The organism is Ruegeria sp. YTSB088, from assembly GCF_059609825.1.
The window spans coordinates 47,373-71,870 of the sequence record NZ_JBXWMM010000010.1 but is presented as its reverse complement, the minus strand read 5'-3'; the positions used below and the strand labels follow the sequence as shown (position 1 = coordinate 71,870).

Annotated in this window: 30 protein-coding genes; 16 read left to right on the top strand and 14 right to left on the bottom strand. The window is 58.0% G+C overall.

Going from position 1 to position 24,498, the window contains the following annotated elements; all coding sequences use genetic code 11:
• Nucleotides 1–36: 36 nt before the first annotated feature.
• The gene (locus AC2FFA_RS16325; RefSeq protein ID WP_299899552.1) at nt 37–522 is read right to left on the bottom strand and encodes a peroxiredoxin; all 486 of its coding nucleotides are present in this window, start codon (nt 520–522) and stop codon (nt 37–39) included.
• Between the two features lie 99 nt (nt 523–621).
• On the opposite strand from AC2FFA_RS16325, the gene AC2FFA_RS16320 reads away from it, so the two are divergent.
• The 4 genes from AC2FFA_RS16320 (at nt 622) to AC2FFA_RS16305 (ending at nt 3,317) form a co-directional block, all read left to right on the top strand.
• Nucleotides 622–1,833 (top strand): NAD(P)/FAD-dependent oxidoreductase, encoded by a 1,212-nt coding sequence (locus tag AC2FFA_RS16320; protein ID WP_496852413.1) that lies wholly within the window; start codon nt 622–624, stop codon nt 1,831–1,833.
• On the top strand, nt 1,830–2,387 hold the full coding sequence (gene rsmD, locus AC2FFA_RS16315; protein WP_496852412.1) for a 16S rRNA (guanine(966)-N(2))-methyltransferase RsmD: 558 nt from the start codon (nt 1,830–1,832) through the stop codon (nt 2,385–2,387). Before AC2FFA_RS16320 ends, rsmD begins: the two co-directional genes overlap by 4 nt.
• Nucleotides 2,388–2,476: 89 nt before the next feature.
• Nucleotides 2,477–3,112: an HAD family hydrolase gene (locus tag AC2FFA_RS16310; protein ID WP_496852411.1), complete on the top strand. Its 636-nt coding sequence runs from the start codon at nt 2,477–2,479 to the stop codon at nt 3,110–3,112.
• A gap of 25 nt (nt 3,113–3,137) precedes the next feature.
• Nucleotides 3,138–3,317: a hypothetical protein gene (locus AC2FFA_RS16305; RefSeq protein ID WP_117871742.1), complete on the top strand. Its 180-nt coding sequence runs from the start codon at nt 3,138–3,140 to the stop codon at nt 3,315–3,317.
• Here AC2FFA_RS16305 and map read toward each other — a convergent pair.
• The 3 genes from map to sfsA all read right to left on the bottom strand — a co-directional run bounded on the left by map (nt 3,305) and on the right by sfsA (nt 5,585).
• Complete coding sequence (map, locus tag AC2FFA_RS16300) at nt 3,305–4,117, bottom strand: type I methionyl aminopeptidase (RefSeq protein ID WP_496852410.1); 813 nt, start codon at nt 4,115–4,117, stop codon at nt 3,305–3,307. The two genes, AC2FFA_RS16305 and map, sit on opposite strands and share 13 nt — an antisense overlap.
• A 134-nt stretch (nt 4,118–4,251) precedes the next feature.
• Nucleotides 4,252–4,821 carry a hypothetical protein gene (locus AC2FFA_RS16295; RefSeq protein ID WP_496852409.1) on the bottom strand — a complete coding sequence of 190 codons (570 nt, stop codon included), beginning with the start codon at nt 4,819–4,821 and terminating at the stop codon, nt 4,252–4,254.
• Nucleotides 4,822–4,886: 65 nt separating this feature from the next.
• Nucleotides 4,887–5,585 carry a DNA/RNA nuclease SfsA gene (gene sfsA, locus AC2FFA_RS16290; protein ID WP_496852408.1) on the bottom strand — a complete coding sequence of 233 codons (699 nt, stop codon included), beginning with the start codon at nt 5,583–5,585 and terminating at the stop codon, nt 4,887–4,889.
• Between the two features lie 50 nt (nt 5,586–5,635).
• On the opposite strand from sfsA, the gene AC2FFA_RS16285 reads away from it, so the two are divergent.
• Genes AC2FFA_RS16285 through AC2FFA_RS16270 form a run of 4 tightly spaced genes read left to right on the top strand, consistent with a single transcriptional unit; the run spans nt 5,636 to nt 8,552 of the window.
• A complete protein-coding gene (locus AC2FFA_RS16285) occupies nt 5,636–6,358 on the top strand; it encodes a competence/damage-inducible protein A (protein WP_496852407.1) in 723 nt (240 codons plus the stop codon).
• Nucleotides 6,355–7,065, top strand: coding sequence for a GNAT family N-acetyltransferase (locus AC2FFA_RS16280; protein WP_496852406.1), 711 nt, complete (start codon nt 6,355–6,357; stop codon nt 7,063–7,065). Before AC2FFA_RS16285 ends, AC2FFA_RS16280 begins: the two co-directional genes overlap by 4 nt.
• Nucleotides 7,066–7,095: 30 nt before the next feature.
• Nucleotides 7,096–7,653 (top strand): peroxidase-related enzyme, encoded by a 558-nt coding sequence (locus tag AC2FFA_RS16275; protein WP_496852473.1) that lies wholly within the window; start codon nt 7,096–7,098, stop codon nt 7,651–7,653.
• Entirely contained in the window at nt 7,650–8,552 is a 903-nt protein-coding gene (locus tag AC2FFA_RS16270) for an OmpA family protein (protein WP_496852405.1), read from the top strand. Before AC2FFA_RS16275 ends, AC2FFA_RS16270 begins: the two co-directional genes overlap by 4 nt.
• On the opposite strand, the gene AC2FFA_RS16265 is transcribed toward AC2FFA_RS16270, so the two are convergent.
• The gene (locus tag AC2FFA_RS16265; protein ID WP_496852404.1) at nt 8,545–9,507 is read right to left on the bottom strand and encodes a sodium-dependent bicarbonate transport family permease; all 963 of its coding nucleotides are present in this window, start codon (nt 9,505–9,507) and stop codon (nt 8,545–8,547) included. The two genes, AC2FFA_RS16270 and AC2FFA_RS16265, sit on opposite strands and share 8 nt — an antisense overlap.
• A 98-nt stretch (nt 9,508–9,605) precedes the next feature.
• On the opposite strand from AC2FFA_RS16265, the gene AC2FFA_RS16260 reads away from it, so the two are divergent.
• The gene (locus tag AC2FFA_RS16260; RefSeq protein WP_496852403.1) at nt 9,606–10,523 is read left to right on the top strand and encodes a hydrogen peroxide-inducible genes activator; all 918 of its coding nucleotides are present in this window, start codon (nt 9,606–9,608) and stop codon (nt 10,521–10,523) included.
• Nucleotides 10,524–10,575: 52 nt separating this feature from the next.
• Here AC2FFA_RS16260 and AC2FFA_RS16255 read toward each other — a convergent pair whose 3' ends face one another.
• A complete protein-coding gene (locus AC2FFA_RS16255) occupies nt 10,576–11,481 on the bottom strand; it encodes a LysR family transcriptional regulator (protein ID WP_117871765.1) in 906 nt (301 codons plus the stop codon).
• Between the two features lie 227 nt (nt 11,482–11,708).
• On the opposite strand from AC2FFA_RS16255, the gene AC2FFA_RS16250 reads away from it, so the two are divergent.
• Nucleotides 11,709–12,149 (top strand): DUF4399 domain-containing protein, encoded by a 441-nt coding sequence (locus AC2FFA_RS16250; protein ID WP_117871767.1) that lies wholly within the window; start codon nt 11,709–11,711, stop codon nt 12,147–12,149.
• 213 nt (nt 12,150–12,362) lie between these two features.
• Here AC2FFA_RS16250 and AC2FFA_RS16245 read toward each other — a convergent pair whose 3' ends face one another.
• Complete coding sequence (locus AC2FFA_RS16245; RefSeq protein WP_299899528.1) at nt 12,363–12,512, bottom strand: hypothetical protein; 150 nt, start codon at nt 12,510–12,512, stop codon at nt 12,363–12,365.
• A 184-nt stretch (nt 12,513–12,696) separates the two neighbouring features.
• Nucleotides 12,697–14,724 carry an FAD-dependent oxidoreductase gene (locus tag AC2FFA_RS16240; RefSeq protein WP_496852402.1) on the bottom strand — a complete coding sequence of 676 codons (2,028 nt, stop codon included), beginning with the start codon at nt 14,722–14,724 and terminating at the stop codon, nt 12,697–12,699.
• Nucleotides 14,725–14,861: 137 nt separating this feature from the next.
• Between AC2FFA_RS16240 and AC2FFA_RS16235 the strand changes: the two genes are divergently transcribed.
• Both AC2FFA_RS16235 and trhA read left to right on the top strand, forming a co-directional pair.
• Nucleotides 14,862–15,356 (top strand): RNA pyrophosphohydrolase, encoded by a 495-nt coding sequence (locus AC2FFA_RS16235; protein WP_496852401.1) that lies wholly within the window; start codon nt 14,862–14,864, stop codon nt 15,354–15,356.
• 66 nt (nt 15,357–15,422) lie between these two features.
• On the top strand, nt 15,423–16,064 hold the full coding sequence (trhA, locus tag AC2FFA_RS16230) for a PAQR family membrane homeostasis protein TrhA (protein ID WP_496852400.1): 642 nt from the start codon (nt 15,423–15,425) through the stop codon (nt 16,062–16,064).
• 71 nt (nt 16,065–16,135) lie between these two features.
• On the opposite strand, the gene AC2FFA_RS16225 is transcribed toward trhA, so the two are convergent.
• Together AC2FFA_RS16225 and nth are read right to left on the bottom strand one after the other, a co-directional pair.
• Nucleotides 16,136–17,125 (bottom strand): adenosine kinase, encoded by a 990-nt coding sequence (locus tag AC2FFA_RS16225; protein ID WP_299899522.1) that lies wholly within the window; start codon nt 17,123–17,125, stop codon nt 16,136–16,138.
• The gene (nth, locus tag AC2FFA_RS16220) at nt 17,122–17,766 is read right to left on the bottom strand and encodes an endonuclease III (protein WP_496852399.1); all 645 of its coding nucleotides are present in this window, start codon (nt 17,764–17,766) and stop codon (nt 17,122–17,124) included. Before nth ends, AC2FFA_RS16225 begins: the two co-directional genes overlap by 4 nt.
• 116 nt (nt 17,767–17,882) lie before the next feature.
• On the opposite strand from nth, the gene AC2FFA_RS16215 reads away from it, so the two are divergent.
• Nucleotides 17,883–18,734, top strand: a complete 852-nt coding sequence (locus tag AC2FFA_RS16215) for a bifunctional helix-turn-helix domain-containing protein/methylated-DNA--[protein]-cysteine S-methyltransferase (protein WP_496674629.1) — start codon at nt 17,883–17,885, stop codon at nt 18,732–18,734.
• A gap of 175 nt (nt 18,735–18,909) precedes the next feature.
• Nucleotides 18,910–19,347: a glyoxalase superfamily protein gene (locus tag AC2FFA_RS16210; protein ID WP_371415287.1), complete on the top strand. Its 438-nt coding sequence runs from the start codon at nt 18,910–18,912 to the stop codon at nt 19,345–19,347.
• 59 nt (nt 19,348–19,406) lie between these two features.
• Here AC2FFA_RS16210 and AC2FFA_RS16205 read toward each other — a convergent pair whose 3' ends face one another.
• Nucleotides 19,407–20,846 carry an aldehyde dehydrogenase family protein gene (locus AC2FFA_RS16205; protein ID WP_496852398.1) on the bottom strand — a complete coding sequence of 480 codons (1,440 nt, stop codon included), beginning with the start codon at nt 20,844–20,846 and terminating at the stop codon, nt 19,407–19,409.
• A gap of 213 nt (nt 20,847–21,059) precedes the next feature.
• Here AC2FFA_RS16205 and AC2FFA_RS16200 point away from each other — a divergent pair, with 213 nt between their 5' ends.
• Entirely contained in the window at nt 21,060–21,710 is a 651-nt protein-coding gene (locus tag AC2FFA_RS16200; RefSeq protein ID WP_152459391.1) for a peroxiredoxin, read from the top strand.
• Between the two features lie 225 nt (nt 21,711–21,935).
• Here AC2FFA_RS16200 and AC2FFA_RS16195 read toward each other — a convergent pair whose 3' ends face one another.
• The 3 genes from AC2FFA_RS16195 to AC2FFA_RS16185 all read right to left on the bottom strand — a co-directional run bounded on the left by AC2FFA_RS16195 (nt 21,936) and on the right by AC2FFA_RS16185 (nt 23,561).
• Entirely contained in the window at nt 21,936–22,625 is a 690-nt protein-coding gene (locus tag AC2FFA_RS16195) for an outer membrane protein (protein ID WP_496852397.1), read from the bottom strand.
• Between the two features lie 139 nt (nt 22,626–22,764).
• Nucleotides 22,765–23,265, bottom strand: a complete 501-nt coding sequence (locus AC2FFA_RS16190) for a helix-turn-helix transcriptional regulator (protein WP_299899514.1) — start codon at nt 23,263–23,265, stop codon at nt 22,765–22,767.
• 23 nt (nt 23,266–23,288) lie between these two features.
• Nucleotides 23,289–23,561: a PepSY domain-containing protein gene (locus AC2FFA_RS16185; RefSeq protein ID WP_496852396.1), complete on the bottom strand. Its 273-nt coding sequence runs from the start codon at nt 23,559–23,561 to the stop codon at nt 23,289–23,291.
• A gap of 235 nt (nt 23,562–23,796) precedes the next feature.
• Here AC2FFA_RS16185 and AC2FFA_RS16180 point away from each other — a divergent pair, with 235 nt between their 5' ends.
• Nucleotides 23,797–24,432 carry a DUF1326 domain-containing protein gene (locus AC2FFA_RS16180; RefSeq protein ID WP_117872943.1) on the top strand — a complete coding sequence of 212 codons (636 nt, stop codon included), beginning with the start codon at nt 23,797–23,799 and terminating at the stop codon, nt 24,430–24,432.
• Nucleotides 24,433–24,498: the final 66 nt, after the last annotated feature.

The following is a 24,498-nucleotide window of genomic DNA, read 5'->3' as shown; positions in this document are numbered from 1 at the left end:
TTCACGCGGCCCCGGGCAAACCGGGGCCGGCCAAATTCAGATCACCTCCAGCAGGCCTTCACCCGCTGAGATCTCGCAGGCACCGGGGTTTTCTTCCAGATTCAGGGCCGTGACCTTACCGTCCTCGACCAGCATCGCATACCGTTTGGAGCGTGCGAACAAACCCACAGGCGGGGCGTCGAAATCCATGCCGATGGCCTTGGTGAATTCTGAAGCCGCGTCTGAGACCATGGTCAATCCCGCCGCGGTCGCGCCGGTGGATTCACCCCAGGCCTGCATGACGAACGGGTCGTTGACCGACAGGCACATGATCTCTTCAACGCCTTTGTCGTCGAACTGTTTTTTTGTACGGATGAAGCTTGGCACATGTGCGGTGGTGCACGTACCGGTATAGGCGCCGGGCACAGCGAAAATGACAACCTTGCGTCCTTTGGTCTTGTCTGAAATCCGAACCTCTTCCGGCCCGTTTGCCCCCATCTGGATCAGTGTGGCCTCGGGTAGGGTGTCTCCTGTTGAAATCATTTTTTAGCTCCTGTCGTTTGGATTTGCAGAATTGGGCTTAAGCGCAATATAGGTGGTCCAATCAGAGAGACCACGGGAAAACTGCAGGGTGGGCAAAGCATGAGCCATATTGTCGTGATTGGCGCAGGGCAAGCGGGCGCGTCTTTGGTGGCGCGGCTGCGCAAGGACGGGTTCGGCGGAGAGATTACTCTGATCGGGGCCGAGCCGCATCTGCCATATCAGCGCCCGCCATTATCCAAGGCCTATCTTCTTGGAGAGATGGAGCTGGAGCGCCTGTTCCTGCGCCCCGAAAGCTTCTACGTCGAAAACAACATCACTTTGCGTCTTGGCCAGCGCGTGACCGGCATCGATCCCAAGGCCAAAACGGTTACTCTTGCGGATGAGGTCATCCCGTATGACGAACTGGCGCTGACCACCGGGTCAGATCCGCGCCGCCTGCCTGCTGCCATCGGAGGCGATCTGGACGGTGTCCACGTGGTGCGCGACCTGGCCCATATTGACGAGATGGAACCCAAAGTGACCGAAGGCGCCCGCGCGCTGATCGTGGGCGGCGGTTACATCGGGCTCGAGGCCGCAGCCGTCTGCGCCAAGCGGGGCGTCAAGGTCACTCTGGTCGAGATGGCCGACCGCATCCTGCAACGGGTTGCGGCACCCGAAACCAGCGACTATTTCCGCGCGCTGCACAGCAAATATGGTGCCGACATTCGCGAAGGCGTCGGGCTCGATCGGCTGATCGGCGAAAACGGCAAGGTTGTGGGGGCCGTGTTGACCGACGGCACAAAGCTGGAGGTGGATTTTGTTGTGGTCGGTGTGGGTATCGTGCCCTCTACTCAACTGGCCGAGATGGCAGGGCTGGAGCTGGACAACGGCATCAAAACCGATTCCCATGGCCGGACCTCTGATCCGTCGATCTGGGCGGCCGGTGATTGCGCCTCTTTCCCCCATGGCGAAAGTCGTATCCGTCTGGAAAGCGTCCCGAACGCCATCGACCAGGCTGAAATCGTGGCGCAGAACATGCTGGGTGCGGCCAAGGTTTACGTGGCGACCCCCTGGTTCTGGTCGGACCAGTACGACGTCAAGCTTCAGATCGCGGGCCTGAACACCGGATATGACCGTGTGGTGACCCGCAGGGGCGAGGGTCAGACCATGTCCTTCTGGTATTACAAAGGCGACAGGCTGATTGCTGTGGATGCGATGAATGATCCGCGAGCATACATGGTCGGCAAGAGATTGATCGAAATGGGCAAGACAGCTGATCCCGAAGTTGTGGCAGACCCGAACGCGGACCTGAAACCGCTGCTTAAGGCGTGAGGATCATTGCCGGAGAATTCCGGGGCCGCGCCCTCGCCTCGGTCGGCAAGGGTGATGCGGGCGCGCATCTGCGCCCCACCACCGACCGCGTGCGTGAAAGCCTGTTCAATGTGCTCAGCCACCAGATCGAATTTGACGGTTTGCGGGTGCTGGATCTGTTCGCGGGAACCGGGGCACTGGGGCTGGAGGCACTGTCGCGGGGCGCGTCGCATGTCACCTTCGTTGATGACGGGCGGGTGGCTCACGGGTTGATCCGTAAGAACATCGATCTGACCCGCAGCGCCGATCGTACCGACTTGATCCGCCGCGATGCAACCCGGTTGGGCGACAATACCGGCGCGCCTTATGATCTGGTTTTTCTGGACCCGCCTTACGGGAAATCCATGGGGCAGAAGACCGTCGCCGCCTTGGCCAATGGCTGGATCGCGGATGATGCATTGTTGGTTTGGGAAGAAAACGCCCGGATGCAGGCGCCGGCCGGATTCACATTGCATGACAGCCGCAGGTATGGCGACACGCATATTTCTTTGATGTGGAAAGGTGTTCCAGATTGAATCGCTCTGCGCAGTTTGGTGCGTAACATGGGTGGGCAATGACGGGAAAGCCTGGATAGGCCGACCGCGAGGCGAAATAGGGATTTCATATGCACGATCTTGTCATTTTCGACTGCGACGGCGTTTTGGTGGACAGCGAGGTGATCTCGAATCAGGTGCTGGTGGACAATCTGGCGGATTATGGCCTGCATCTGGCGCTGCATGAATGTATGTCGCTGTTTGTGGGTGGAACGATGGTCGGCGTGCGCGACAAGGCCCGCGCGATGGGTGCCCTTCTGCCCGAAGACTGGATAGATCAGATCTATGCCGAAACCTACGACCGCCTGCGTGCAGGTGTGCCATTGGTGCCCGGTATCGCAGACCTGCTTGAGGGGCTGGATCAAAAGGGTATCCCCTTTTGCGTCGCGTCGAATGGCAGCCCGGACAAGATGAAGATCACACTGGGTCAGAACGGGCTTTGGGACCGGTTCAAAGACGTGATGTTCTCGGCCCATGTGCTGGGCACCGGAAAGCCGGACCCAAAGATGTTCCAACTGGCCGCCGAGCACTTTGGTGCAATGGCTCCGGTGGTGATCGAAGACAGTCATAGTGGTGTCACGGCTGCAATCCGAGCCGACATGCGTTGCCTCGCTTATGCGCCTCATGGAGGCGGTGAAAAGCTGGCGGATCTGGGTGCCGAAGTGATCACGGACATGTCGCAGGCGCATGGGTTGTTGGGACTTTGACCCGCGGTTGTGCTAAAGTGCGGTTATGGATCGCACCCTGATACCTTTCGCCTGGACCTTTTCCAGCGCTGCAGAAGCTTCCACCAGCCCAGAGCGCAAACCCATGCGTGCGCCGGTCTTCATCCACGACGCGGTCACGCCGTGGGGGGACGAAACGATGCTGTTGAAACTTTTCCGCGAACAGGCCGCGGATCAAGAAGAATAGGTCGGGTGGTATTTGCCGCCGGGAGACAGGGTAAAGATCTCGACCCCATCTGAGGTGACGCCCACCGAATGTTCGAACTGTGCCGACAGTGATTTATCGCGGGTCACGGCAGTCCAGTCATCGGCCAGCGTCTTGGTTTCGGGACGACCCAGATTGACCATGGGTTCGATGGTAAAGAACATACCCTCTTCCAGAACGGCACCGGTGCCCGGGCGACCATAGTGCAGCACGTTCGGTGGTGCGTGAAAAACGCGACCCAGACCATGACCACAGAAATCACGCACAACGCTCATCCGATGGGCTTCGACATAGGCCTGAATGGCGTGGCCGATATCACCGAACGTGTTGCCCGGTTTGACCATCTCGATGCCCATGAACAGCGCGTCATGAGTCACCTGGATCAGCCGTTCCGCCTTGCGCGGCAGCTTGCCTGCCACATACATGCGCGAAGTGTCGCCGAACCAGCCATCGACTATGACGGTCACGTCGATGTTCAGAATGTCGCCATCCTTCAGCTTTTTGTCGCCCGGAATGCCATGGCAGACAACGTGGTTCACGCTGATGCAACTGGCGTGCTGATAGCCTTTATAGCCTATGGTGGCCGAGGTCGCGCCGGCGTCTTCGACCATCTGCGAGATCAGCCCGTCAATGGCGCCCGTGGTCTGCCCCGGGAACACATGTTCGGCAATATCATCCAGAATCCGCGCCGCCAAAGCCCCCGCCGCGTGCATCCCGGCGAAGTCGCTTTGTTCATAGATGCGGATGCCGTCTTTGGTCAGGCGGCCACGATGTTCTTTCATCGACGCTAAGCTCCAAATGTTTCGCGCAGCATTCCTTTTACGCTGCTTGTGCAGAAAGTTCCAGAGGGTGTGCAGTGGTGGGTGTTTTTCAGTTAATTGGGTTTAATACAGAGACTGATAAGGGCACTTGTCGATCAGGGCAGACGAAAGTGAGTTGGGAATACGCCGACACTGCTTCCGGGGCCAACAAGAATAATCTGCCTTCCGGTTTGCAGACGTCTGCGAATACTGTTCGGGACATCACAAACGACGTTAATGGCACGCGCCGTGTCTTTCAGAGCGATCGGCCTAGGGCGCTTCCGAGAATCTCCCATATTGGGATCACTAACAACAAATGTTATTTCTACCGTGTGAAAAGAGGGAAGAGAAACAACCATCGGGATCGTCGCTGCCACTACAAGAAACCCCGCAAACGCGCCTACCAAAGGCATGAAAAATATAGACAATGTTGTTTTTATTGGCTCTGAGAGTTGGATGCCTTCCGATAAGCTAAGATGAACCGCCCAAAGCGCCAATGCCGCAGAAAGCGCGCCGACGACACATGCTGGCCAAAAGGTCCAAGAAACCCAAGTTGGAGAGGGAACAAACCCTACACCAAAAAATCTTGCCAATACAGGTATGCCACCCAAACTCATTAGAGTTAGTGAGATTGTTCGAATACGCTTTTCTAAGCGGGTGTTCTCGGTCTTCGGTAGGGCCGTCATTAAGTTGTCCTTTGAGAAACCTAGGCAAATTCGATAGAAATGATCGGGTTCATCTGAGTTTTCTCTCAACAATTGATTGACGAGTTTACCAAAACACCCCTTGGCGAAATACGCGTTCCGTAAACCAACCGTTCAACACCTTTCGCCCGTGCGCCCTCAAAGGCCGCAGCGTAAGCCGGGTCGATATCTGCGGCCAGCGCAAACCGGTCGCAATCCGTACGTTGCACCAGATACAGCATGATCGCCCGGTGCCCTTGCGCGGCCATCGCGGCCAGTTCAACCAGATGCTTGGTACCACGGGCTGTGACGCTGTCGGGAAACTCGGCCAGACCGGGTTGGCGTGACAGTGTCACGCTTTTGACTTCGACATAGGCATCTGGCAGGTCCGGCCCGGTCAGCAGAAAATCGATGCGGCTGTTTTCGCCGTATTTTACCTCGGGCCGGACGATGTCATAGGCGGCCAGTTCGGGGATTTCGCCTCTTTCCAAAGCAACACGCAACGCCCGGTTCGGAACCGAGGTATCGACCCCGGTAAAATGCCCGTTCTCATGATCGACCAGCCGCCATCCGAATTTCAGCTTTTTCTTCGGATCGTCGTTTGGCTCCAGCCAAATCTTTTCGCCGGGCTCGGCCAGCCCCATCATCGACCCCGGATTGGCGCAATGGGCGGTCACTTCCTGCCCGTGTTCGAGCATGCAATCGGCCAGAAAGCGTTTGTAGCGGCGGATCAGGCGGGCGGGGACAAGAGGGGTTTCAAAACGCATGGCTCAGGGCCTATACCTGCCCCCAAGGACGATCAAGAGGGGAGAGCGCCATGGCCAATCCAACTGCAGCGATGCTGGTGATCGGGGATGAAATCCTCTCGGGTCGCACCCGCGATGCGAATATGCATTTTTTGGCACAGGAGCTGACAAAACACGGCATCGACCTGAAAGAGGTCCGCATTGTCAGCGATGACGCCTCCGCCATCGAAGCGGCCGTCAAAGTGCTGTCCGACGCCTATGACAATGTCTTCACCAGCGGCGGCATCGGCCCGACCCATGACGATATCACGGCCGATTGTATTGCCCGCGCTTTCGATACACCAATTGATGTGCGGGATGACGCGCGCGCGCTCTTGCAGGCCCATTACGACAAATCCGGGCTGGAACTGAATGCCGCCCGCTTGCGCATGGCGCGTATTCCGGACGGGGCGACGCTGATCGAAAATCCGGTTTCGACGGCGCCCGGGTTCACGCTTGCGAATGTGCATGTCATGGCAGGTGTGCCGTCGGTTTTTCAGGCGATGGTGGCGAGCGTTCTGCCAACATTGACCGGAGGCCGCCCTTTGCTGTCGCAAACTCTGCGTGTGGACCGCGGAGAAGGTGATATCGCCGCAACCCTGGCGGCCTTGGCCGAAGATTTCAGTGACCTGTCCATCGGGTGCTACCCGTTTCAGATCAACGGTGCCTTCGGGGCCAACGTGGTCGTGCGCGGCACCGACGGAGGCCGGATCGACGCGGCCACCACCCGCCTGGCGAAAGAGCTTGAGCTTTGAGCGATAACTGGGCGGAAATAGTCGACGGAACCTGGCCCGCCGCACGCTATCAGCGGCTTGGCCCGTTTCTGCTGCGTGAGGGGCAGGGCGGAGGGTCGCGCGTATCAGCGGCCAGTGCATTGGGTCCGGTCAATGAAGACGATATCGACGCCGCCGAGGCCGCGATGCTGGCCATGGGGCAGAAACGCATCTTCTGTCTGCGCCCGGGGGATGAAGCCCTGGATGCAAAGCTGGCTCAGCGGGGCTATGATATTCTTGACCCGGTGAACATCTATGTCTGCCCCGTCTCCAGGCTGACCGATCAGCCAATCCCACCGGTCATGGTGTTTTCGATCTGGGAACCGCTTGAGATCATGCGCGACATCTGGGCCTCGGGCGGGATCGGACCCGAGCGGATCGCGGTGATGGAACGCGCCAAGGGCCCCAAGACAGGGTTTTTGCTGCGTCACAACGACAAACCCAGCGGCGTGGCTTTTGTGGCGATGCATGCAGACACTGCGATGGTCCACGCGCTGGAAGTGTTGCCCGAACACCGTCGTCAGGGGCTGGGCCACTGGACCATGCGCGCGGCCGCATTCTGGGCGCGTGATCACGGTGCGCAGAACCTCAGCGTGATCTGCACCAAGGCCAATGAGGGCGCCAACGGTCTTTATCGTGCCCTCGGGATGGAGATCGCGGGCGAATACCATTACCGTCATCTTGTCTAAACCGAAGAGGCCGCCGTGACACAAAAAGACATGCCTACCGCGCTGAACCTGCCCATGGTCGATCCGCTGCCGCCGGAGACGCAGAAATACTTTGATATCTGTGTCGAAAAACTGGGCATGGTGCCGAATGTGCTGAAAGCCAACGCATTTGACATAGACAAGCTGAACACATTCACCGCGATGTATAACGACCTGATGCTGGCTGACAGTGGGTTGACCAAGCTGGAACGCGAGATGATCGCCGTAGTCGTCTCGTCGATCAACAAGTGCTTCTACTGTCTGGTCGCGCATGGGGCGGCGGTGCGTCAGCTTTCGGGCAATCCGCAACTGGGTGAGATGCTGGTGATGAACTACCGCGTCGCGCCGCTGGAGCCGCGTCAACGGGCGATGCTGGACTTCGCTGCCAAGATGACAACCGCCAGCGCAGAGATCGAAGAGCCCGACCGACAGAAATTGCGAGACGCCGGATTTACTGACCGGGACATTTGGGACATCGCCAATGTCGCCGGGTTTTTCAATATGTCAAACCGGGTGGCCAGCGCAACGGCGATGGTGCCCAACGAACAATATCACGCACAGTTTCGATGATCCGCATCGCCGCCCTTATAGCCCTGCTGATGACAGGATCTGTTGTTGCGCAGGACCTGACCCTACCGGCCAGTGCCCGTCAGATCAGTGACCGGACGTCTCCGCTGGACAGCTATGATCTGCCAACGGGGCCGTATGCGAATGGCTCCGTGCCCGCAGACACTCTCGAAGGGCGCGTGGAACGCTATACGTGGCGGCTTCAGGCAGGGTCGAGCACGACATTGCAGCTTCTCGCCCCGCTTCGGGATCAGATCGAGGCGCAGGGATATAAGATCCTGTTCGAATGCGACGCGCGGGCTTGCGGTGGTTTCGACTTTCGCTTTGGCACCGAGGTCGTGCCAACCCCGGATATGTATGTCGCCATTCAGGATTACCGTTTTCTGTCGGCGATCAAAGGGTCGGTTGCCCTTAGTCTGCTGGTCAGCCGCAATCCCCCGGATGGCTATGTGCAGATGATCCGGGTGACGCCTCAAGATGCACCGGACCCGGACCCTGTGGTGGTCGAGCAAGCTGTAGAGGGTACGGTCGGGTTGCTGGAGGCCTTGGCGACAACGGGCCACGTGATCCTGGATGATCTGCATTTCCCAACGGGCGAGGTTGCCCTGGGCGAGGGACCGTTTGACTCACTGACCTTGTTGGCCGGATACTTGACCGACAGCCCGAAAACGCGTCTGGCACTGGTGGGGCACACCGACGATACTGGTGCCTTGCAGGCGAATATTTCGGTCAGCAAAAGCCGGGCCGAGGCGGTGCGAACCCGCCTGATTGATGCACATGGCGTGGCACCCGACCGAATCGAAGCGCAGGGTGTTGGCTATCTGTCTCCGCTTACATCGAATGCAACCCCGGAAGGGCGCGATCTGAACCGTCGGGTCGAGGCAGTATTGCTCGTCAACTGATCCACCACAGGTACAGCGGCAATCCTACGGTGATGTTGAACGGAAACGACACCCCCAGCGACAAGGTCAGATAGATCCCGGCCTCGGCCTTTGGAAGGGCGATCTTCATCGCAGCGGGAACCGCGATATACGATGCCGAGGCCGAAAGTACCATGAACAGGAACAAGCTGCCCTGTGGCAGTCCGATCACGGCACCTACCGCCCAGGCCATTACTGCGCCAATCAGGGGCATCAAGACACCAAAGGCGAACAGGCCAACCGACAGCTTGTCTCGATTGCCGATCAGGCTGCGCCCTGCCGACAGCCCCATATCCAGCAGAAACAGGCACAAGATACCGGTGAAAGGCGTAACGATGAAGGGCGCGATCATCTGCATACCTTCGCCGCCGGTGATGGCTCCGATCAGGAAGGCACCGGTGAGCAGAACAATCGAGCCATTGGCCAGCAGATCGCGCCACAGCTTGTCATCCTTGACACCATTGCTTCCGGTCCTGTGCGCCAACCAAAGCGCCGACAGGATTGCAGGCACCTCCATCGCAGCCGCAACGGCCACCATGAATCCGTCATGGGACAGCCCAACCAGATCCAGCAGACTGGTGGCGGTGACAAAGGTGACGATCGAGATCGAACCATAGTGCCCTGCAACCGCCGCCGCGTTCAGCGCATCCAGCTTTGTCATCACCCTGAGCAGGCCAAAGGCCACGAAGGGGATGGCAAAGGACAAAGCAACACCGCCCAGCAGTGTCATGAACAGTTGCAGGTGAATGCCATGCGCAGCCAGACTGGCACCGCCCTTGAACCCGATGGCCAGCAACAGGTAAAGCGACATGAACTTGGCCGCGCCCGCCGGAATGGACAGGTCACTGCGTACAAAGGCCGCCAAAAGCCCAAGAGCAAAAAACAATATGGTAGGCACCAGCAGATTGCTGGACAGTGTCTCGATCACTCCGGGCATATTTGACTCCTGACCCCTCGTTTTCGGGTTAGGTGCCTTGCAAAACAGATTTCGCCAAATACTATCTTTCTAAGTTATAAATAGTTTCAGGCTATGAAATGCGCCCGACATTGCGGCAGTTGGAATACATCGTTACCGTCAGTCGCCTTGGGCGATTCAGTTTGGCTGCCGAGGTGCTGAATGTCAGCCAGCCCAGCCTGTCGACGCAAATTGCGACTGTAGAACAAGAACTTGGCGTTCGAATCTTTGATCGTAACCGTGGTGGAATCCAAGTGACGACAAAGGGTGAAGAGTTCATCTTGCGCGCGCAAAAGATCCTGGCAGAGGTCAAGGACCTGCGCCATGCAATGTCGAACGATATGCCCGTCGGAGGAAGGTTGCGACTGGGGGTATTGCCTTCGATCGGGCCCTATCTGTTGCCGCAAGCCATCAAACAGGTGCACCAGATTCGCCCCGGGTTGCGCATTGTCGTGCGCGAGGAAAACACACTGGATCTGGAACAGGGTCTGAAATCCGGTCGATTTGACCTGATATTGTCCACGCCCGAAGACCATCCGAATACCGTGCAACACCGTTTGTTCAACGAACCTCTCTGGGTCGCGGTTGCCGTTGATGACGTTCTGGCGCGGGATTTGCAGGGTGTCAGTGCCACAGATCTTCAGAACCGGATTTTCCTCACCCTGGATCAAAGCCACCGCCTGTCGCGCATCGTCTATGCATTGGCGGCAGAATGCGGTGGGGTGGTTTCGGATGAGTATGAAGGCACGACACTTGATTCCATTGTCCTGATGGCGGCTTCGGGTGTTGGTGTTGCGGTACTGCCTGATCTTTATGCTCGCAGACAGGGGATCTACCGCGACGAGGTGCGGTTGCGCCCGCTCTCCATTGCCAATGCAAATCGCGATATCGCCCTTTTGGCACGCAGTTCCGAAACACCGCCGCGGGGTCAGAATGTGCTGACCGACAGCCTGCGCTCTTCCGCCCGGTCCATGGGGCTGTCGGTGATCGGTTCATAAAAAAAGGCCCGCACTTTTACATGCGGGCCAAAGGTTGGTCTTCAGGGAGAAATTACCAGTCCATCGGACCCTTCTCGTGGAAAGAGTCGACGAGGAAATCAATGAAAGCCCGCACTTTGGGTTGTGTAAAACGGCCGGGCGGGTAGACCGCGTAAACGCCTTGAACTTCGTCGGGCAGGGATGGCATGGCATCGACAACCAGCCCTGCCTTCAAGGCTTCTGCGTAAAGATAGCTGGGCAGATACGCGATACCCAAGCCGGAAACCGCCGCGTTCAACAGGGATTGGCCATCGTTCACGCTCAACCATCCGGCTGTTCGAACCTGACGCTTTTCGCCGGATGGCGCGGTCAGTTTCCAGACATTGCCCGAGGACTGGCTGGAATAATGCAGCAGCTTGTGTTCGTTCAGGTCGTCGATCTTCTGTGGGCGGCCGAATCTTTCGACATAACTGGGCGCGGCGACCATGCGTTTGACGGTTTCGGTCAGTTTGCGGGCCCGCAGCGTGCTGTCTTCCAGCTCACCAATGCGGACGGCCACGTCAAATCCTTCGGAAATAAGTTCGACGTAACGATTGTTCAGTACCATGTTCACAGTGATGTCGGGGTAGGCCGCAAGGAACTCGGACAGCACAGGTGACAGGTGATTTACGCCAAAATCCGTGGCAACGCTGATGCGCAAAAGACCAGATGGGGCTGATTGCATCGACGTGACCAGTGAATCCGCTTCTCCTGCATCATTGAGAACGCGGCGCGCGCGGTCATAATAGGCCAGCCCGATTTCTGTTGGTGACACCCGGCGCGTGGTACGGTTCAACAGTCGCGCTCCCAGACGTGCTTCAAGGCTCGATACGTGTTTGGACACGGCTGATTTGGAGATGCCCATCTTCTTGGCCGCATCGGTGAAGCCACCCTGGTCCACCACATTGGCGAAGGCTTCCATTTCGGTCAGTCGGTCCATACTCGTTCCCCAGATCTTGATTTCCGTCCTGACTATGGCGCTGAATCTGGGCGGAAACGGGGCAGACATGGGATAATATCAGGGATTTGAATCGGATCGTTTGCGTATGGGAAACGCAGAAACAGTGGTTTCCAATCTAGCCTCAGGCATTGTGATGCTGTGTTTTCTAGGCAATCGCGCTAAGCTGTTACCTTGAGAATGGCATTTTTGTGACCAGGGAGAAGATCATGAAGACCTTTTTCGCTATTGCTGCCCTTTGCCTTTCGGCGGGTTTTGCACACGCCGGAGGAGAGACCCCATCGAATCCCGATGCAAAGGTCTATTTCGTCAACCTGTCGGACGGTGACACCGTGCAATCACCGGTCACGGTTGTCTTTGGCCTCAGCGGGATGGGTGTCGCTCCAGCGGGAACCGAGAAAGAAAACACCGGACACCACCATCTGCTGCTTGACCGTCCCCCGCTGGGTGAGGGCGAGGATGGTGCAGATGAGTTGGCCAATGGTTTGCCCGCCGACGACAACCACATACACTTCGGAGGCGGTCAGACCGAAGTGACGCTGGACCTGCCATCGGGCCAGCACACATTGCAACTGGTTCTGGGCGACGCCGGGCACGTGCCACATGCCACACCGATTGTATCCGAAGTTATTACGATTACCGTGGAGTAGTCCGCATGCCCAGTCGCAGGTTGAACGTGTCCGGGGCGCCTGCGTTGGTCGCAGGTGTACGGAGTCCCTTAGAGTAGATCGCGGCCGCATCGATGAAGTCATACTTGCGCAACAGATCCTAGGCGACCTGAACATGTTCGGCATGTCCGAACGTCGTATTGTCGATGGCATGTGCCTCAAACGCGCTGGTGATCTCGGCGCTCATTTCTCGTCCTACTTGAAACGGTGACTGTCCTCGGCCGTCCAGTCGAGGTCATAGACGGTTTTGAGCTGCTTGATCTTCTCCAGCGTTTCCTTGGAAAAAGCCGGTTTGTTCTCGAAGCTGTGCAGGGCGATGCCCTCGATCAGATAACCAAGGGTCATGTCCAATGACTCCGCCAGTCCCTTGAGGACCTTCAGTAGGCGTTTCTCAATTCGAATTCCTGTTTGGTTCGTTCTATTTTATGACTCATGTGATACATACGTACATTGATAACATCTAAGTCAAGCAGCACAAAAAAGCCGCCTCATCAGAGACGGCTTTCCTCGACGTAACTTGAAATTCGTTTCAAAACGTAGCGGCCAGACGTGTGCCCTGATTGATTGCGCGTTTGGCGTCCAACTCTGCGGCCACATCCGCACCGCCGATCACGTGTGGCGTGACTCCTCGCTCGATCAGTGCATCTGCCAGTGACCGCTCTGAAACCTGACCTGAACACAGTACAACAGTGTCAACAGGGATTACAGTCGGGTCGGCGCGCTCTTCTCCGAACGAGACATGCAGCCCCTCGTCATCGATGCGCTCGTAATTCACGCCGCCCACGAAGTTCACGTCCTTCATCTTCAGCGTCGCGCGGTGAATCCAGCCGGTGGTCTTGCCCAGCCCCTTGCCATGCGCCTGTTTCTTGCGCTGCAGTAGCGTGATCTGGCGCTTGGGCGCCTCGGGCTGCGGGCCTTCGGGCGCCAGGCCTGCGCGGTGCTGCTCGGGATCGGCGACGCCCCACTCCTTCATCCACAGGGGCAAGTCGGTGGTGGGCGAGTGGCCTTCCTCCAGCAGGTATTCCGACACGTCGAAGCCGATGCCGCCCGCACCGATCACGGCCACCGACTTGCCCACCGGGGCCTTGTCGCGCAGCACGTCGATATAGTTCACGACATTGTCGCGATCCTCTCCGGGGATCTGCGGGTCGCGCGGATTGACGCCGGTGGCGATCACCACCTCGTCGAACCCGGTCAGATCATCGGCGCCAACCTCGCGGCCCAGTTCGACCTTGACGCCCAGCGTGTCGAGCATGGTGCTGTACCAGTCCACCAGCCCCCAGAACTCTTCCTTGCCCGGCACCTGCTTGGCCATGTTCAGTTGCCCGCCGATCTCGTCGGCCTTGTCGAACACGGTCACGTCATGTCCGCGCTGGGCGGCGGTCATCGCCGTGGACAGGCCCGCCGGACCCGCACCCACGATGGCCACGCGCTTGGGCGCGTCGGTCTTTTCGATCACCAGCTCGGTCTCGTGGCAGGCGCGCGGGTTCACCAGGCAGGAGGTCAGCTTTCCGCTGAAGGTGTGGTCCAGACAGGCCTGATTGCAGGCGATGCAGGGCGCGATCTTCGTGGCTTCGCCAGCAATCGCCTTGTTCACGAAATCCGCATCCGCCAGCATCGGCCGGGCCAGCGAGACCATGTCGGCGCAGCCCTCGGCCAGCACCTGTTCGGCCACGTCCGGCGTGTTGATCCGGTTCGAGGTGATGACCGGAATCCCCACCTTGCCCATCAGTTTTTTGGTCACCCAGGCAAAGGCCGCCCGCGGGACGCTGGTGGCGATGGTCGGAATCCGCGCCTCGTGCCAGCCGATGCCGGTGTTGATGATCGTGGCCCCGGCTTGCTCGATCCGCTGCGCCAGCTGCACCACCTCGTTAAAGGTCGAGCCATTGGGCACCAGGTCGATCATCGACAGGCGATAGATGATGATGAAATCACTGCCCACTGCCTCGCGGGTGCGGCGCACCACTTCCAGCGGCAGGCGCATCCGGTTCTCATAGGATCCACCCCAGCGGTCGGTGCGCTTGTTGGTATGGGTTACCAGGAACTGGTTGAGGAAATACCCTTCCGACCCCATGATCTCGACCCCGTCATAGCCCGCCTTCCGGGCCAGCACGGCGGCGTTCACGATATCGCTGATCTGTTTCTCGATACCTTCTTCGTCCAGCTCGTTCGGTGGGAAGGGCGAGATCGGCGACTTCACCGGGCTGGGCGCCACGCATTTGGGGCCATAGGAATAGCGACCCGCATGCAGGATCTGCATGGCGATCTTGCCGCCCGCCTGATGCACCCGGTCGGTGACGATGGAATGGTTGGCCACATCCTTGTCGCTGGTCATCATCGCAGCGCCGGGCAGGACCGAGCCTTCAAGGTTTGGCCCAATTCCGCCCGTCACCATAAGCGCCACACCACCGCGAGCGCGCGCTGCATAAAACTCGGCCACCCGGTTCCAGTCGCCGGTTTCCTCAAGCCCGGTGTGCATCGAGCCCATCAGCACGCGGTTTTTCAACGTGGTAAAGCCCAGATCCAGCGGGACCAGCATGTTTGGGTACGCAGTCATGGCGAAACTCTCCCTCCCGAATTTGCGTGATAGATTGACGTTCGCGTCAACTTTGTCACGCGAAACCCCACGTCACCCTCTTTGCTGTTGCGCCGGTGATTGCTAGAGGTGGTCGAAACAACCCGCTGAGGCCGCGCATGACCCCCAAAGAAATCGCCAAACTGCCCTATCGCCCCTGCGTCGGGCTGATGTTGATGAATGCCGAGGGCAAGATTTTCGTCGGCCAGCGCAATGATCGCCACAAGGACGCCTGGCAAATGCCACAGGGTGGCGTGGACAAGGGCGAAGACCCGCGCGACGCAGCCTTGCGCGAGCTGTGGGAAGAAACCGGCGTGACTGCGGATCTAGTCGAGGTCGTGGCAGAGACCGATGGCTGGTTGCCCTATGATCTTCCGCACGACATCGTGCCCAAGATCTGGAAAGGTCGCTATCGCGGGCAGGAACAGAAATGGTATCTGCTGCGCTTTATCGGTGCAGATGATCAGATCAATATCGCGACCGATCACCCCGAATTCTCACACTGGAAATGGCAGGCGCCTGATCGGTTGATCGAAGAGATCGTACCGTTCAAACGCACGGTGTATGAACAAGTGCTGAAGGCTTTTGACAGCTACTTGGGCAAAAAGGCCTGACGCTTGGGAAAGTTGGACATTTTCCAGGCTGGCCTTTAGCGCTGAGCCGTTCATAACCGGCCTGTCATGACTCAAACGACCTATCCCAGCCCCGTACGCGCGCATCGCTCTGCCGACATGGTCGTCCATGTTTTCGGGTTGTCCCTGATCCTGACGGCTGGCAGCCTGCTGATCATGAACGCCTATCAGCGTTTGGATTCCGTGCTGCTTCTTGCGGTCATTGTTTATGTTCTCTGTGCGCTTGCGTCGAACCTTGCGTCCTGTGCCTATCATTTTGCGCCCTGGCATGACCGTCGCAAACTGCTGCGTCGTATCGACCATGCCGCGATTTATCCCAGCATCTGCGGGACATTCACACCGTTCTTCGTTCAGGCGGGCACGACATGGACCATGACGCTGCTATGGGTATGCTGGAGCCTGACCATCGCAGCCGTCTGGAACAAGATCGCAAATGAAACGGTCAAATCACGATGGTCGACAGCGTCATACCTTGGTTTGGGTGGCATTGGTCTGGGGGCAATCCCAGACATGACCACTGTTCCCACAGCCACACTTTGGTGCATTGTGGGTGGCGCAGCCAGTTATGTTATCGGAACGATGTTTTACGCCCAAAAGACACTACCGTTTCGTTACGCGATATGGCACGTCTGGGTGAACCTGGGCGGAGTTCTGATGTTTGTTGGAATCTGGCTGGCGCTGTTTTCTTGATAAACGGCAGGGCCGGGGCGTGGGTGCCCCGAACCGTTTTCAGATCAAATCAAGAGGGTCCTGATTTGAGTTCACATCAACCCTTCGGCGTGCAGCAATTCCTGCATGTTTGCCTCGGGGCGTGGGCCGATATGGCTGATGACTTCGCGGGCGCAGACATTGCCGATGCGGGCGCAGGTCTCGTAATCCCGACCCGTGGCCATGCCGAAAAGGAAGCCCGCCGCAAACTGGTCGCCTGCGCCTGTTGCATCAACAGGGACAATCTTTTCAACCGGCACGTCAATGCGGGTGTCGCCGTTCAGAACGGTCACACCGTCGCCTGAGCGGGTGCAGACCACCAGCGGACAGATCGCGGCCGTCTTGGCCAATGCTTCTTCCAGATCGTCAGTTTCGAACAGTGATTTGATCTCGGCCTCATTGCCGATCACGAAGTCCAGCTCATTTTCGATCAGCAGCAGGAAATCGACCCGGTGACGTTCCACGCAGAACGGGTCGGAAATGGCGATGCCGGCCTTGCCGTCACTCTTATGGCAGGCGCGCGCGGCCTCAAGGAATGCCGCCTTGCCTTTTTCCTTGTCGAACAGATACCCCTCGAGGAACATGATCTGGCTGTTTCCAGCGACCTCTTCCGAGACATCCTGAGACGACAGCTCCGAGGAAATGCCCAGATAGGTGTTCATTGACCGCTCACCATCGGGCGACACAAAGATCATCGAACGTGACGTCGGCAATTCACCACCGGGTACAGGTGGGTTCACGAAATCGACGCCATCCTCGTTCATCGCATCTGCATAGAAACGGCCCAGCGCGTCATCGTGAACCCGGCCGATGAACGCAGCATCCAGCCCAAGTGCGCCTGCGCCCGCAATGGTATTGGCCACCGAGCCGCCCGGCGTTTGAACACGGCTTTCCATTGAGGCGTACAGCACCTCGCCGCGTTCCTGTTCGATCAACTGCATGATGCCTTTTTCGATGCCCATCAGCTCCAGGAAGCTGTCATCGGCCTGGGAAATCACATCCACAACGGCATTTCCGATGCCGGTCAGTTGATAAGTCTTCATAGGGTTTTGTCCTCGAATTTACAGAGATCACGGATGATGCAGGTCGGGCATTTCGGCTTGCGCGCCTTGCAATGGTACCGGCCATGCAGGATCAACCAGTGATGCGCATGAAGTTGAAAGTCAGCAGGAATATTGTCTTCGATCGCGCGTTCGACAGTGTCTACATCTTTGCCGGGGCAAATACCGGTGCGGTTGCCGACGCGAAAGATATGGGTGTCCACCGCCTGCGCCGGTTGTCGCCACCACATGTTCAGAACCACGTTGGCCGTCTTGCGGCCCACACCCGGAAGGGATTGCAGGGCAGCCCGGGAATTGGGAACCTCGCCGCCATATTCGTCTACGAGGATACGGCTGAGCTTGATGACGTTCTTGGCCTTCTGGCGGAACAAACCAATGGTCTTGATGTGCTCGATCAGGCCTTCCTCGCCCAGATCCAGCATCTTTTGCGGCGTGTCAGCGATCTTGAACAGCGCGCGCGTCGCTTTGTTGACGCCTGCATCCGTGGCTTGCGCCGAAAGGGCCACGGCGACGACCAGAGTATAGACGTTCACATGCTCCAGCTCGCCCTTGGGTTCCGGGTCGGCCTCCTGAAAGCGCGTGAAAATCTCGCGGATCGTATGATAGTCGAGTTGCTTTGCCATCCGGGCCTTAATGCCGTCCACCGGTCTCTGACACAAGCCCAAAGCCAATGCGCAAGTTCCGGGTCGCGGCAGCGTGGCCTGCGCGCTATGGTTTTGTCAGAAGATGAGGTGGAACCATGAACGTCCAGACCCCGGAAAGCGGATACCATTACAACGTCATGCGCCGCGCAATCGACCTGATTGATCAGGGCGGCGAGGGCCTGAGCCTTGATGAACTGGCACGCCAGATGGATATGAGCCCGGCCCATTTCCAGCGCCTGTTCTCGCGTTGGACCGGAGTGTCGCCAAAACGGTACCAACAATACCTGACACTGGGCCATGCGAAGGCATTGCTGCGCGAACGGTTCACAACACTGGAAACGGCACACAATGTGGGCCTGTCCGGTAGCGGACGTCTGCATGATCTGTTCCTGAAGTGGGAATCCATGAGCCCCGGCGAATATGCCCGCAAGGGCGAAGGTCTGACGATCTATTGGGGGTGGTTCGAATGCCCCTTTGGCCCCGCGCTGGTCATGGGTACCGACAAGGGCATCTGCGGCATGGCCTTCGGGGCCGAGACCGGCGAAGAGGCCGCGATGGAAGACATGATCTCGCGCTGGCCCAAGGCGACGTTTGTCGAAGATCCGATGCGCCTGCGTCCTTGGGCGCTGAGTGCTTTTGGCGCTGCCAACGATCGGTTGGAGCCAACACCGGTTTTCCTGATCGGATCCCCTCTGCAAATCAAGGTGTGGGAAGCGCTGATGCATATCCCGTCCGGGCAGGTCACGACCTACTCCGAGATCGCCCAACGGGTCGGCTCTCCGCAAGCCGTTCGCGCAGTGGGAACGGCAGTTGGCCGCAACCCGGTCAGTTGGCTGATCCCCTGCCATCGGGCATTGCGCAAGTCAGGTGGCCTGGGAGGCTATCACTGGGGATTGCCGGTCAAGCGTGCCATGCTGGCCTACGAGGCGGCGCAGGCAGACGCCTGATTGACAGACGGCCTGACCGCTGCCAAAAGGCACCTCAGGTTCGGGTCCCCTGCCGTTCGCGGCCATTGGCTTTGGTGAAACCCGGTTTTGAAATGCATCTGTTGCCCTTTCTTGGCGCGCGGATGGTAATGCGAGCCCCGTCCTGATTTCGCGCCCGTTCAAGGAAACGAGGCACATGATGACACGATCCCAAACCGTTGCTCCGGTTGAAGAGCTGAAAGCGCAGGCAAAACGCTTGCGGGAAAAACTGAAAACGACGGGTGTTTCTCTGTCGCATAGCGCGGCATTGGAACTTCTGGCCCATCAGCATGGCGTTCGAGACTGGAACACCTTGCATGCGATGTCCGGAAACCGGATGCATCTGCGCGTAGGTGATCGGGTTGAAGGACGCTATTTGGGTCAGGCGTTCACAGCCGAAATTCGCGGCATGACCGTATTGGGCGATGGCGCGCGTCGCCGAGTGACCCTGCATTTCGATACGCCGGTAGATGTGGTCCGCTTTGACAGCTTCTCTGCATTTCGACAGCGCGTCACCGGAGAGATTGGGTGGGACGGTCGGTCCAGACGCCACACGTCCGATGGCGAACCCCAGCTTGTGGTGCGGCCCGTATAGAGCGTAATGGGCGAGGCAACCGCGTTGCCCCGCCCAATCTGTCTGCTTCGCAGGTGAAGTTACTCTGCGGCCCAGCCGCCGACGGCTTTGACTTCAAGGAAATCCTCGAGACCGAAGACTCCGCCTTCCCGCCCGTTGCCGGATTGCTTCATGCCGCCGAACGGTGAGCCCGCGCTGCGCGATTGTCCGTTCATTTCGACCATGCCCGACCGCAGAGCCCGCGCCATGCGATTGGCACGCGCACCATCCTGTGTCTGAACATAATTGGTCAGGCCATAGGGTGTATCATTGGCGGTTTCGACAGCCTCCTCTTCTGTGTCGAAGGGGATTATGGTCAGAACTGGGCCAAAGATTTCTTCGCGGGCGATGGTCATCTGGTTATTTGCATCAGCAAAGACCGTGGGGCGGATATAATAGCCCTTGTTCAGCCCCTCAGGTCGTCCGGTGCCGCCTGCAACCAGCCGCGCACCTTCGTCGATGCCCTTCTGGATCAGGTCCTGAATCTTGGTCCACTGTACTTCATTCACAACCGGACCGATGTGGCGACCTTCCTCCATGGCAGGGCCAACCTTGACCATGTTCGCAACTTCGGCCGCCGTTTCTACAGCCTTGTCGTAGATCGGGCGCTGCACCAACATCCGGCTGGGTGCGTTACAGCTCTGGCCGGTGTTTTGCATCATGTGCAGCACCCCGCGCTTGACCGCTTTTTCGTCCGCATCCTCAAAGATGACGTTGGCTCCTTTGCCTCCCAGTTCCAGATGCACTTTCTTGAGGGTGTCAGCCGCGTTCTTCGAAATCGCAGTGCCCGCGCGAGTCGAACCGGTGAAGCTGACCATATCAACATCCGGATGACCCGAAAGTTGCGATCCAACACCCGCTCCGTCGCCGTTGACCAGATTGAACACACCGGGCGGGAAGCCTGCCTTGTCCATCATCTCGGCAAAAATCATCGCGTTCAGCGGGCTTTGTTCTGACGGTTTCAGAACCATCGTGCAGCCCGCAATCGCAGCAGCACCAACCTTGAGCGTGATCTGGTTCATCGGCCAGTTCCACGGCGTGATCAGAGCGGCAACGCCAACCGCCTCATAAATGATGCGATCATTCGGTGCATGATCCCCCAGCGGGCGCTCGAATTCAAACGACCTTGCGGCGCGGATGAAGTTCTTCAGGTGATAGATGCCGGCACCAGCCTGCGCCGAGCGCGCCAGATCGATCGGGGCGCCCATTTCAAGTGACATCGCCTGCGCCAGATCCTCTGCCCGGGTTGCATAGAGTTCGACCAGCTTTTCCACCAGCGCGATGCGGGTTTCCACTGGAGTTGCCATCCAGCCTGGCAAAGCGGCTTTGGCTGCGGCAACGGCTGCATTCGTGTCGGCTTCGGCGCCAAGCGAGATCACTGCGCAGGGCTCTTCGGTCGAGGGGTTGATGACCTCGAAGTCATTGGGCTGCGACGGGGCCACCCACTGACCGTTAATATAGAAATCCCGCTTTTCGATCATCCTGAGCCCTCCTGAAGGTTCGCCTGAAGCCGGCTGTTCGGGGCCACTCTGTCACCCATGCACAGGCTGAGCAATAGTGAATTTGATCAAATTTTTTTCTGGTCAGACTCACGAAATCCGTATCCCTGGACACGATGGCTGGTTTAACCTGTGCACAAAGTGATTAGGTTCCAGACGACCGACTCAGGTTTTTCACAGAAAAGGAGATGCCCCATGGGTTTGCGCATCAACGACACCGTCCCGAATTTCACGGCAGAAACGGATCAGGGCACCATTCAGTTTCACGACTGGATTGGCGACAGCTGGGCCATTCTGTTCTCGCACCCAAAGGATTTCACGCCTGTTTGCACAACCGAGTTTTCGGCTGTTGCGCAGCTGAATGACGAATGGGCCGCGCGCAACACCAAGGTAATTGGCGTGTCCGTTGATGGTGTCGAAGACCACAAGAAGTGGAAGAAGGACATCGAGGAATATGGCAAGGCCAATCCCGGTTTCCCGATTATCGCTGATGATGGTCTGGCTGTGTCCAAGGCCTTCGACATGCTGCCCGCCGAAGCATATCTGCCTGATGGCCGTACACCGGCTGACAGCGCCACAGTACGCTCGGTCTTCATTATCGGCCCGGACAAGCAGTTGAAGCTGTCGATGACGTACCCGATGACCGTGGGCCGGAACTTTGCTGAAATTCTACGCGCGCTTGACGGGTTGCAGATGTCAGCCAAGGGCGTTGCGACGCCTGCCAATTGGGTGCCGGGCGAAGACGTGATCATCCCGCCAACCGTGTCGAACGAAGATGCCAAGGCCAAGTTTGGCGAGTTCGAAACGATCTTTCCCTATTTGCGTAAGACCAAGGCGCCGTCGTAAGCCGATTGCCGGGTCAGGGGGGCTGTCTGCCCCCCATCGTGGCTGCCGGCACGATTCCCCCCGAGGATGTTTTTAGCCAGATGAAGCTGGCGGTTGTTGCAGGCCGGATGACCACCGGCATATCCAGCGCGCGCTGTTTTTTCAGGGTTTTTCGGGGCCCCCGCACCTGAGGCGCGAGGGCAAAAAGGGGCAGGAAACCGGAGCGAAACCTGACACCCGAAGTGATCAGAAATTATAGCGAAGTCCGAAATTGACGCTGAATATATCCAGATCGTCCTCTACGTTGCCGGTCAAAGTTCCGTTGGGGGCCAGACGCTGCGACGAAACATCAAAGGCACGGGCGTAACGTGCATCAACGGTGAACGCTGTCGACGAGTTGATGTCATATGCCACACCGGCGATCACCTGGGCGGCAAAGGTGGTGTCGGTATCGTCCAGCGCCACACCCGGCCCATAAGAAAAATCCAGATCCGAATAGGTGGCACCCAGACCAAACCCGGCAAACGGTGTCAGCACTCCGGCCTGTCTGAAATCGAACAGCACATTGGCAAATAACGAGGTCTGCGTGACGTCGCCCGAGATATTGCCCTCGGGCCCCGGACCATTGCCGGTAAAATTCACACCATCCACGTCACTGTCGCGATAAGACAGCTCCAGTTCGATCCGCGTTTCGATGATGTCGTTTGACCATTGCGGGATTTCCTTACCTATCGCGAAGCCCAGTCCGAAACCTGAGTCGAATTCGGTATCGACCGATTGCGTCGCGCCACCGATCGTCCCGGTGAAATCGCTGTCCTGTATTTGGCTGTAGCCGATGAAGCCGTGAATATAGGTGCCGTCGCTCAGGCTCTGCGCGGCAAGCGCCGTTGCGCTGATCGTCAGAGCCGAAGAGGCGAGAATGAGGCGCGTGAACATAACCATCTCCAGTGTTCCAAAGTCCGCATGCCATGGATGTGGACAAGGCTGGCCCAAAAAGAAAGGCGCCGGGCCTTCACTTCGTTTCACAGGTTTTTAGGAATGTGTGAGTGAATAGGTACGAGGTTCTGCCACTGTTTCAGGGCACATCCCTGACCAACGGTTCTGACAGGAGTTCGTCGACAAAGAAACTGAGCAACTGCAACCTGCTGGAAACGCCCGCCTTTCGATAGACCGCAGCGCTTTGGGCTTTGATCGTCCCTTCTTTCGTCTGTCGCATTCCGGCGATTTCCGCGATGGAAAGACCCTTGATCGTCAGCATGGCAACGTCACGCTCAGCATCACTGAGCTGCCACTCGCTGAACTGAGTTTCGATGACCTGGGCAAAAGCCCCTTGCGCCACTTCCAGTTGCCGCTGCATGTCGCGCACCCGTCTGGACTGGGAACGGATCAGGGCGATCGTGGCGCTCAGGCCCCCGACAAGCGCCAGCGACAGAAACAGCTCGAACGAATGCAGGTGACGAAACCCCGCGCCGTCGCCGCCAGTCCAATCCAGCAGCGCATCCGTCATGAAAAAGGCGGCGCAGAGGGCCTGCACCACCAGAAGGAGCCAGAGTAAAGACGTTTGAGGTACTTTCATGCGGCCCCTTGGACGTTGCAGGTTCAGTCGTCATCCTCTTCGAGCTCGATGGCTGTCACCACCCCGTCCGTGTCAGACAGAACCAGTTCAGTTTCCACGCCATCCTTGATGAGTTCAACCTCGATCTTCCCACCTTCGAATTCGATCTCTTCGATCTGGTACCCCTGAGCTTCAAGGGCCGCGCGGATATCGGCTTCGCTTGTGCCCAGTATGTCGCCCAGTCCGACATTAGCAAAAGCAAGAACCGGTGCAGTTACGATCAATCCCGTCAGTGTCAGCAGTTTCAAGGTTTCCATATCGCATCTCCTTTTTGTGTTGTGGCAATGCGGTCGAACTGGGGATGGCAGAGGAGACCTGCGATTGGCTTTTGGTTGAAACGGGGCGAATTGAACCAAGGTTTATTCAATTTGCGGCCGTTTCCGCCCGTCAGTTTCAGGTTGCAATCAATTTGTGATAGTTTGTTTTGGGAAAACATACAGGCATGTGACCAACGATGTCGGGCTTTCTGACTGTCTTGAACAGGAGAAGACCATGGCTTTTACAGATTGGTACGTCGAGGGGGAAAGCTTCGGAAACTGCAATTGCGGCTATGCCTGCCCCTGTCAGTTCGAGGAATTGCCGACGCATGGCGATTGCCGGGGTTTCGAAGTGCTTGAAATATTCAAAGGATATTTTGGAGAAACGGATCTTAGTGGAACCAGGGCGGCATTGATCTATGCGTGGCCCGGGCCAATATTCGAGGGTGGTGGTGAAATGCAGGTGATCGTCGATCCTGCGGCCTCACCGGCGCAGCGCGATGCGCTGGAAAAAGTCTTTCACGGTGAAGAAACCGAAGAGATGGCAACACATTGGTACGTGTTCCGGGCCATGTGTGAGACGGTGCATGACACGCTTTACCTGCCGATTGAGCTTGAGATGGACATCGAAGGGCGAACGGCCAGCGTTACCGTTGGTGACGTATTAAAGTCGAACGGGCGCCCGATTCAGGCCCCGCATGGCGGCGGGGAACACCGCGTACGCATCGATATTCCCGGCGGGATCGAATTCACCATTGCCGAGATCGGCAGCGCCTCGACCCGAGCCGATGCGTCGATCAAGCTGGATCTGAAAGACAGTTACGGCCAGTGGCACGTGTTGAAACATGGCCCGGGTGGTGTCACGCACTGACCTGCGGTCAGGCCGCTTTTGAGGTTTCGTTCGGATACACCTTCCAGCCCGGAACCGCCAGATCCG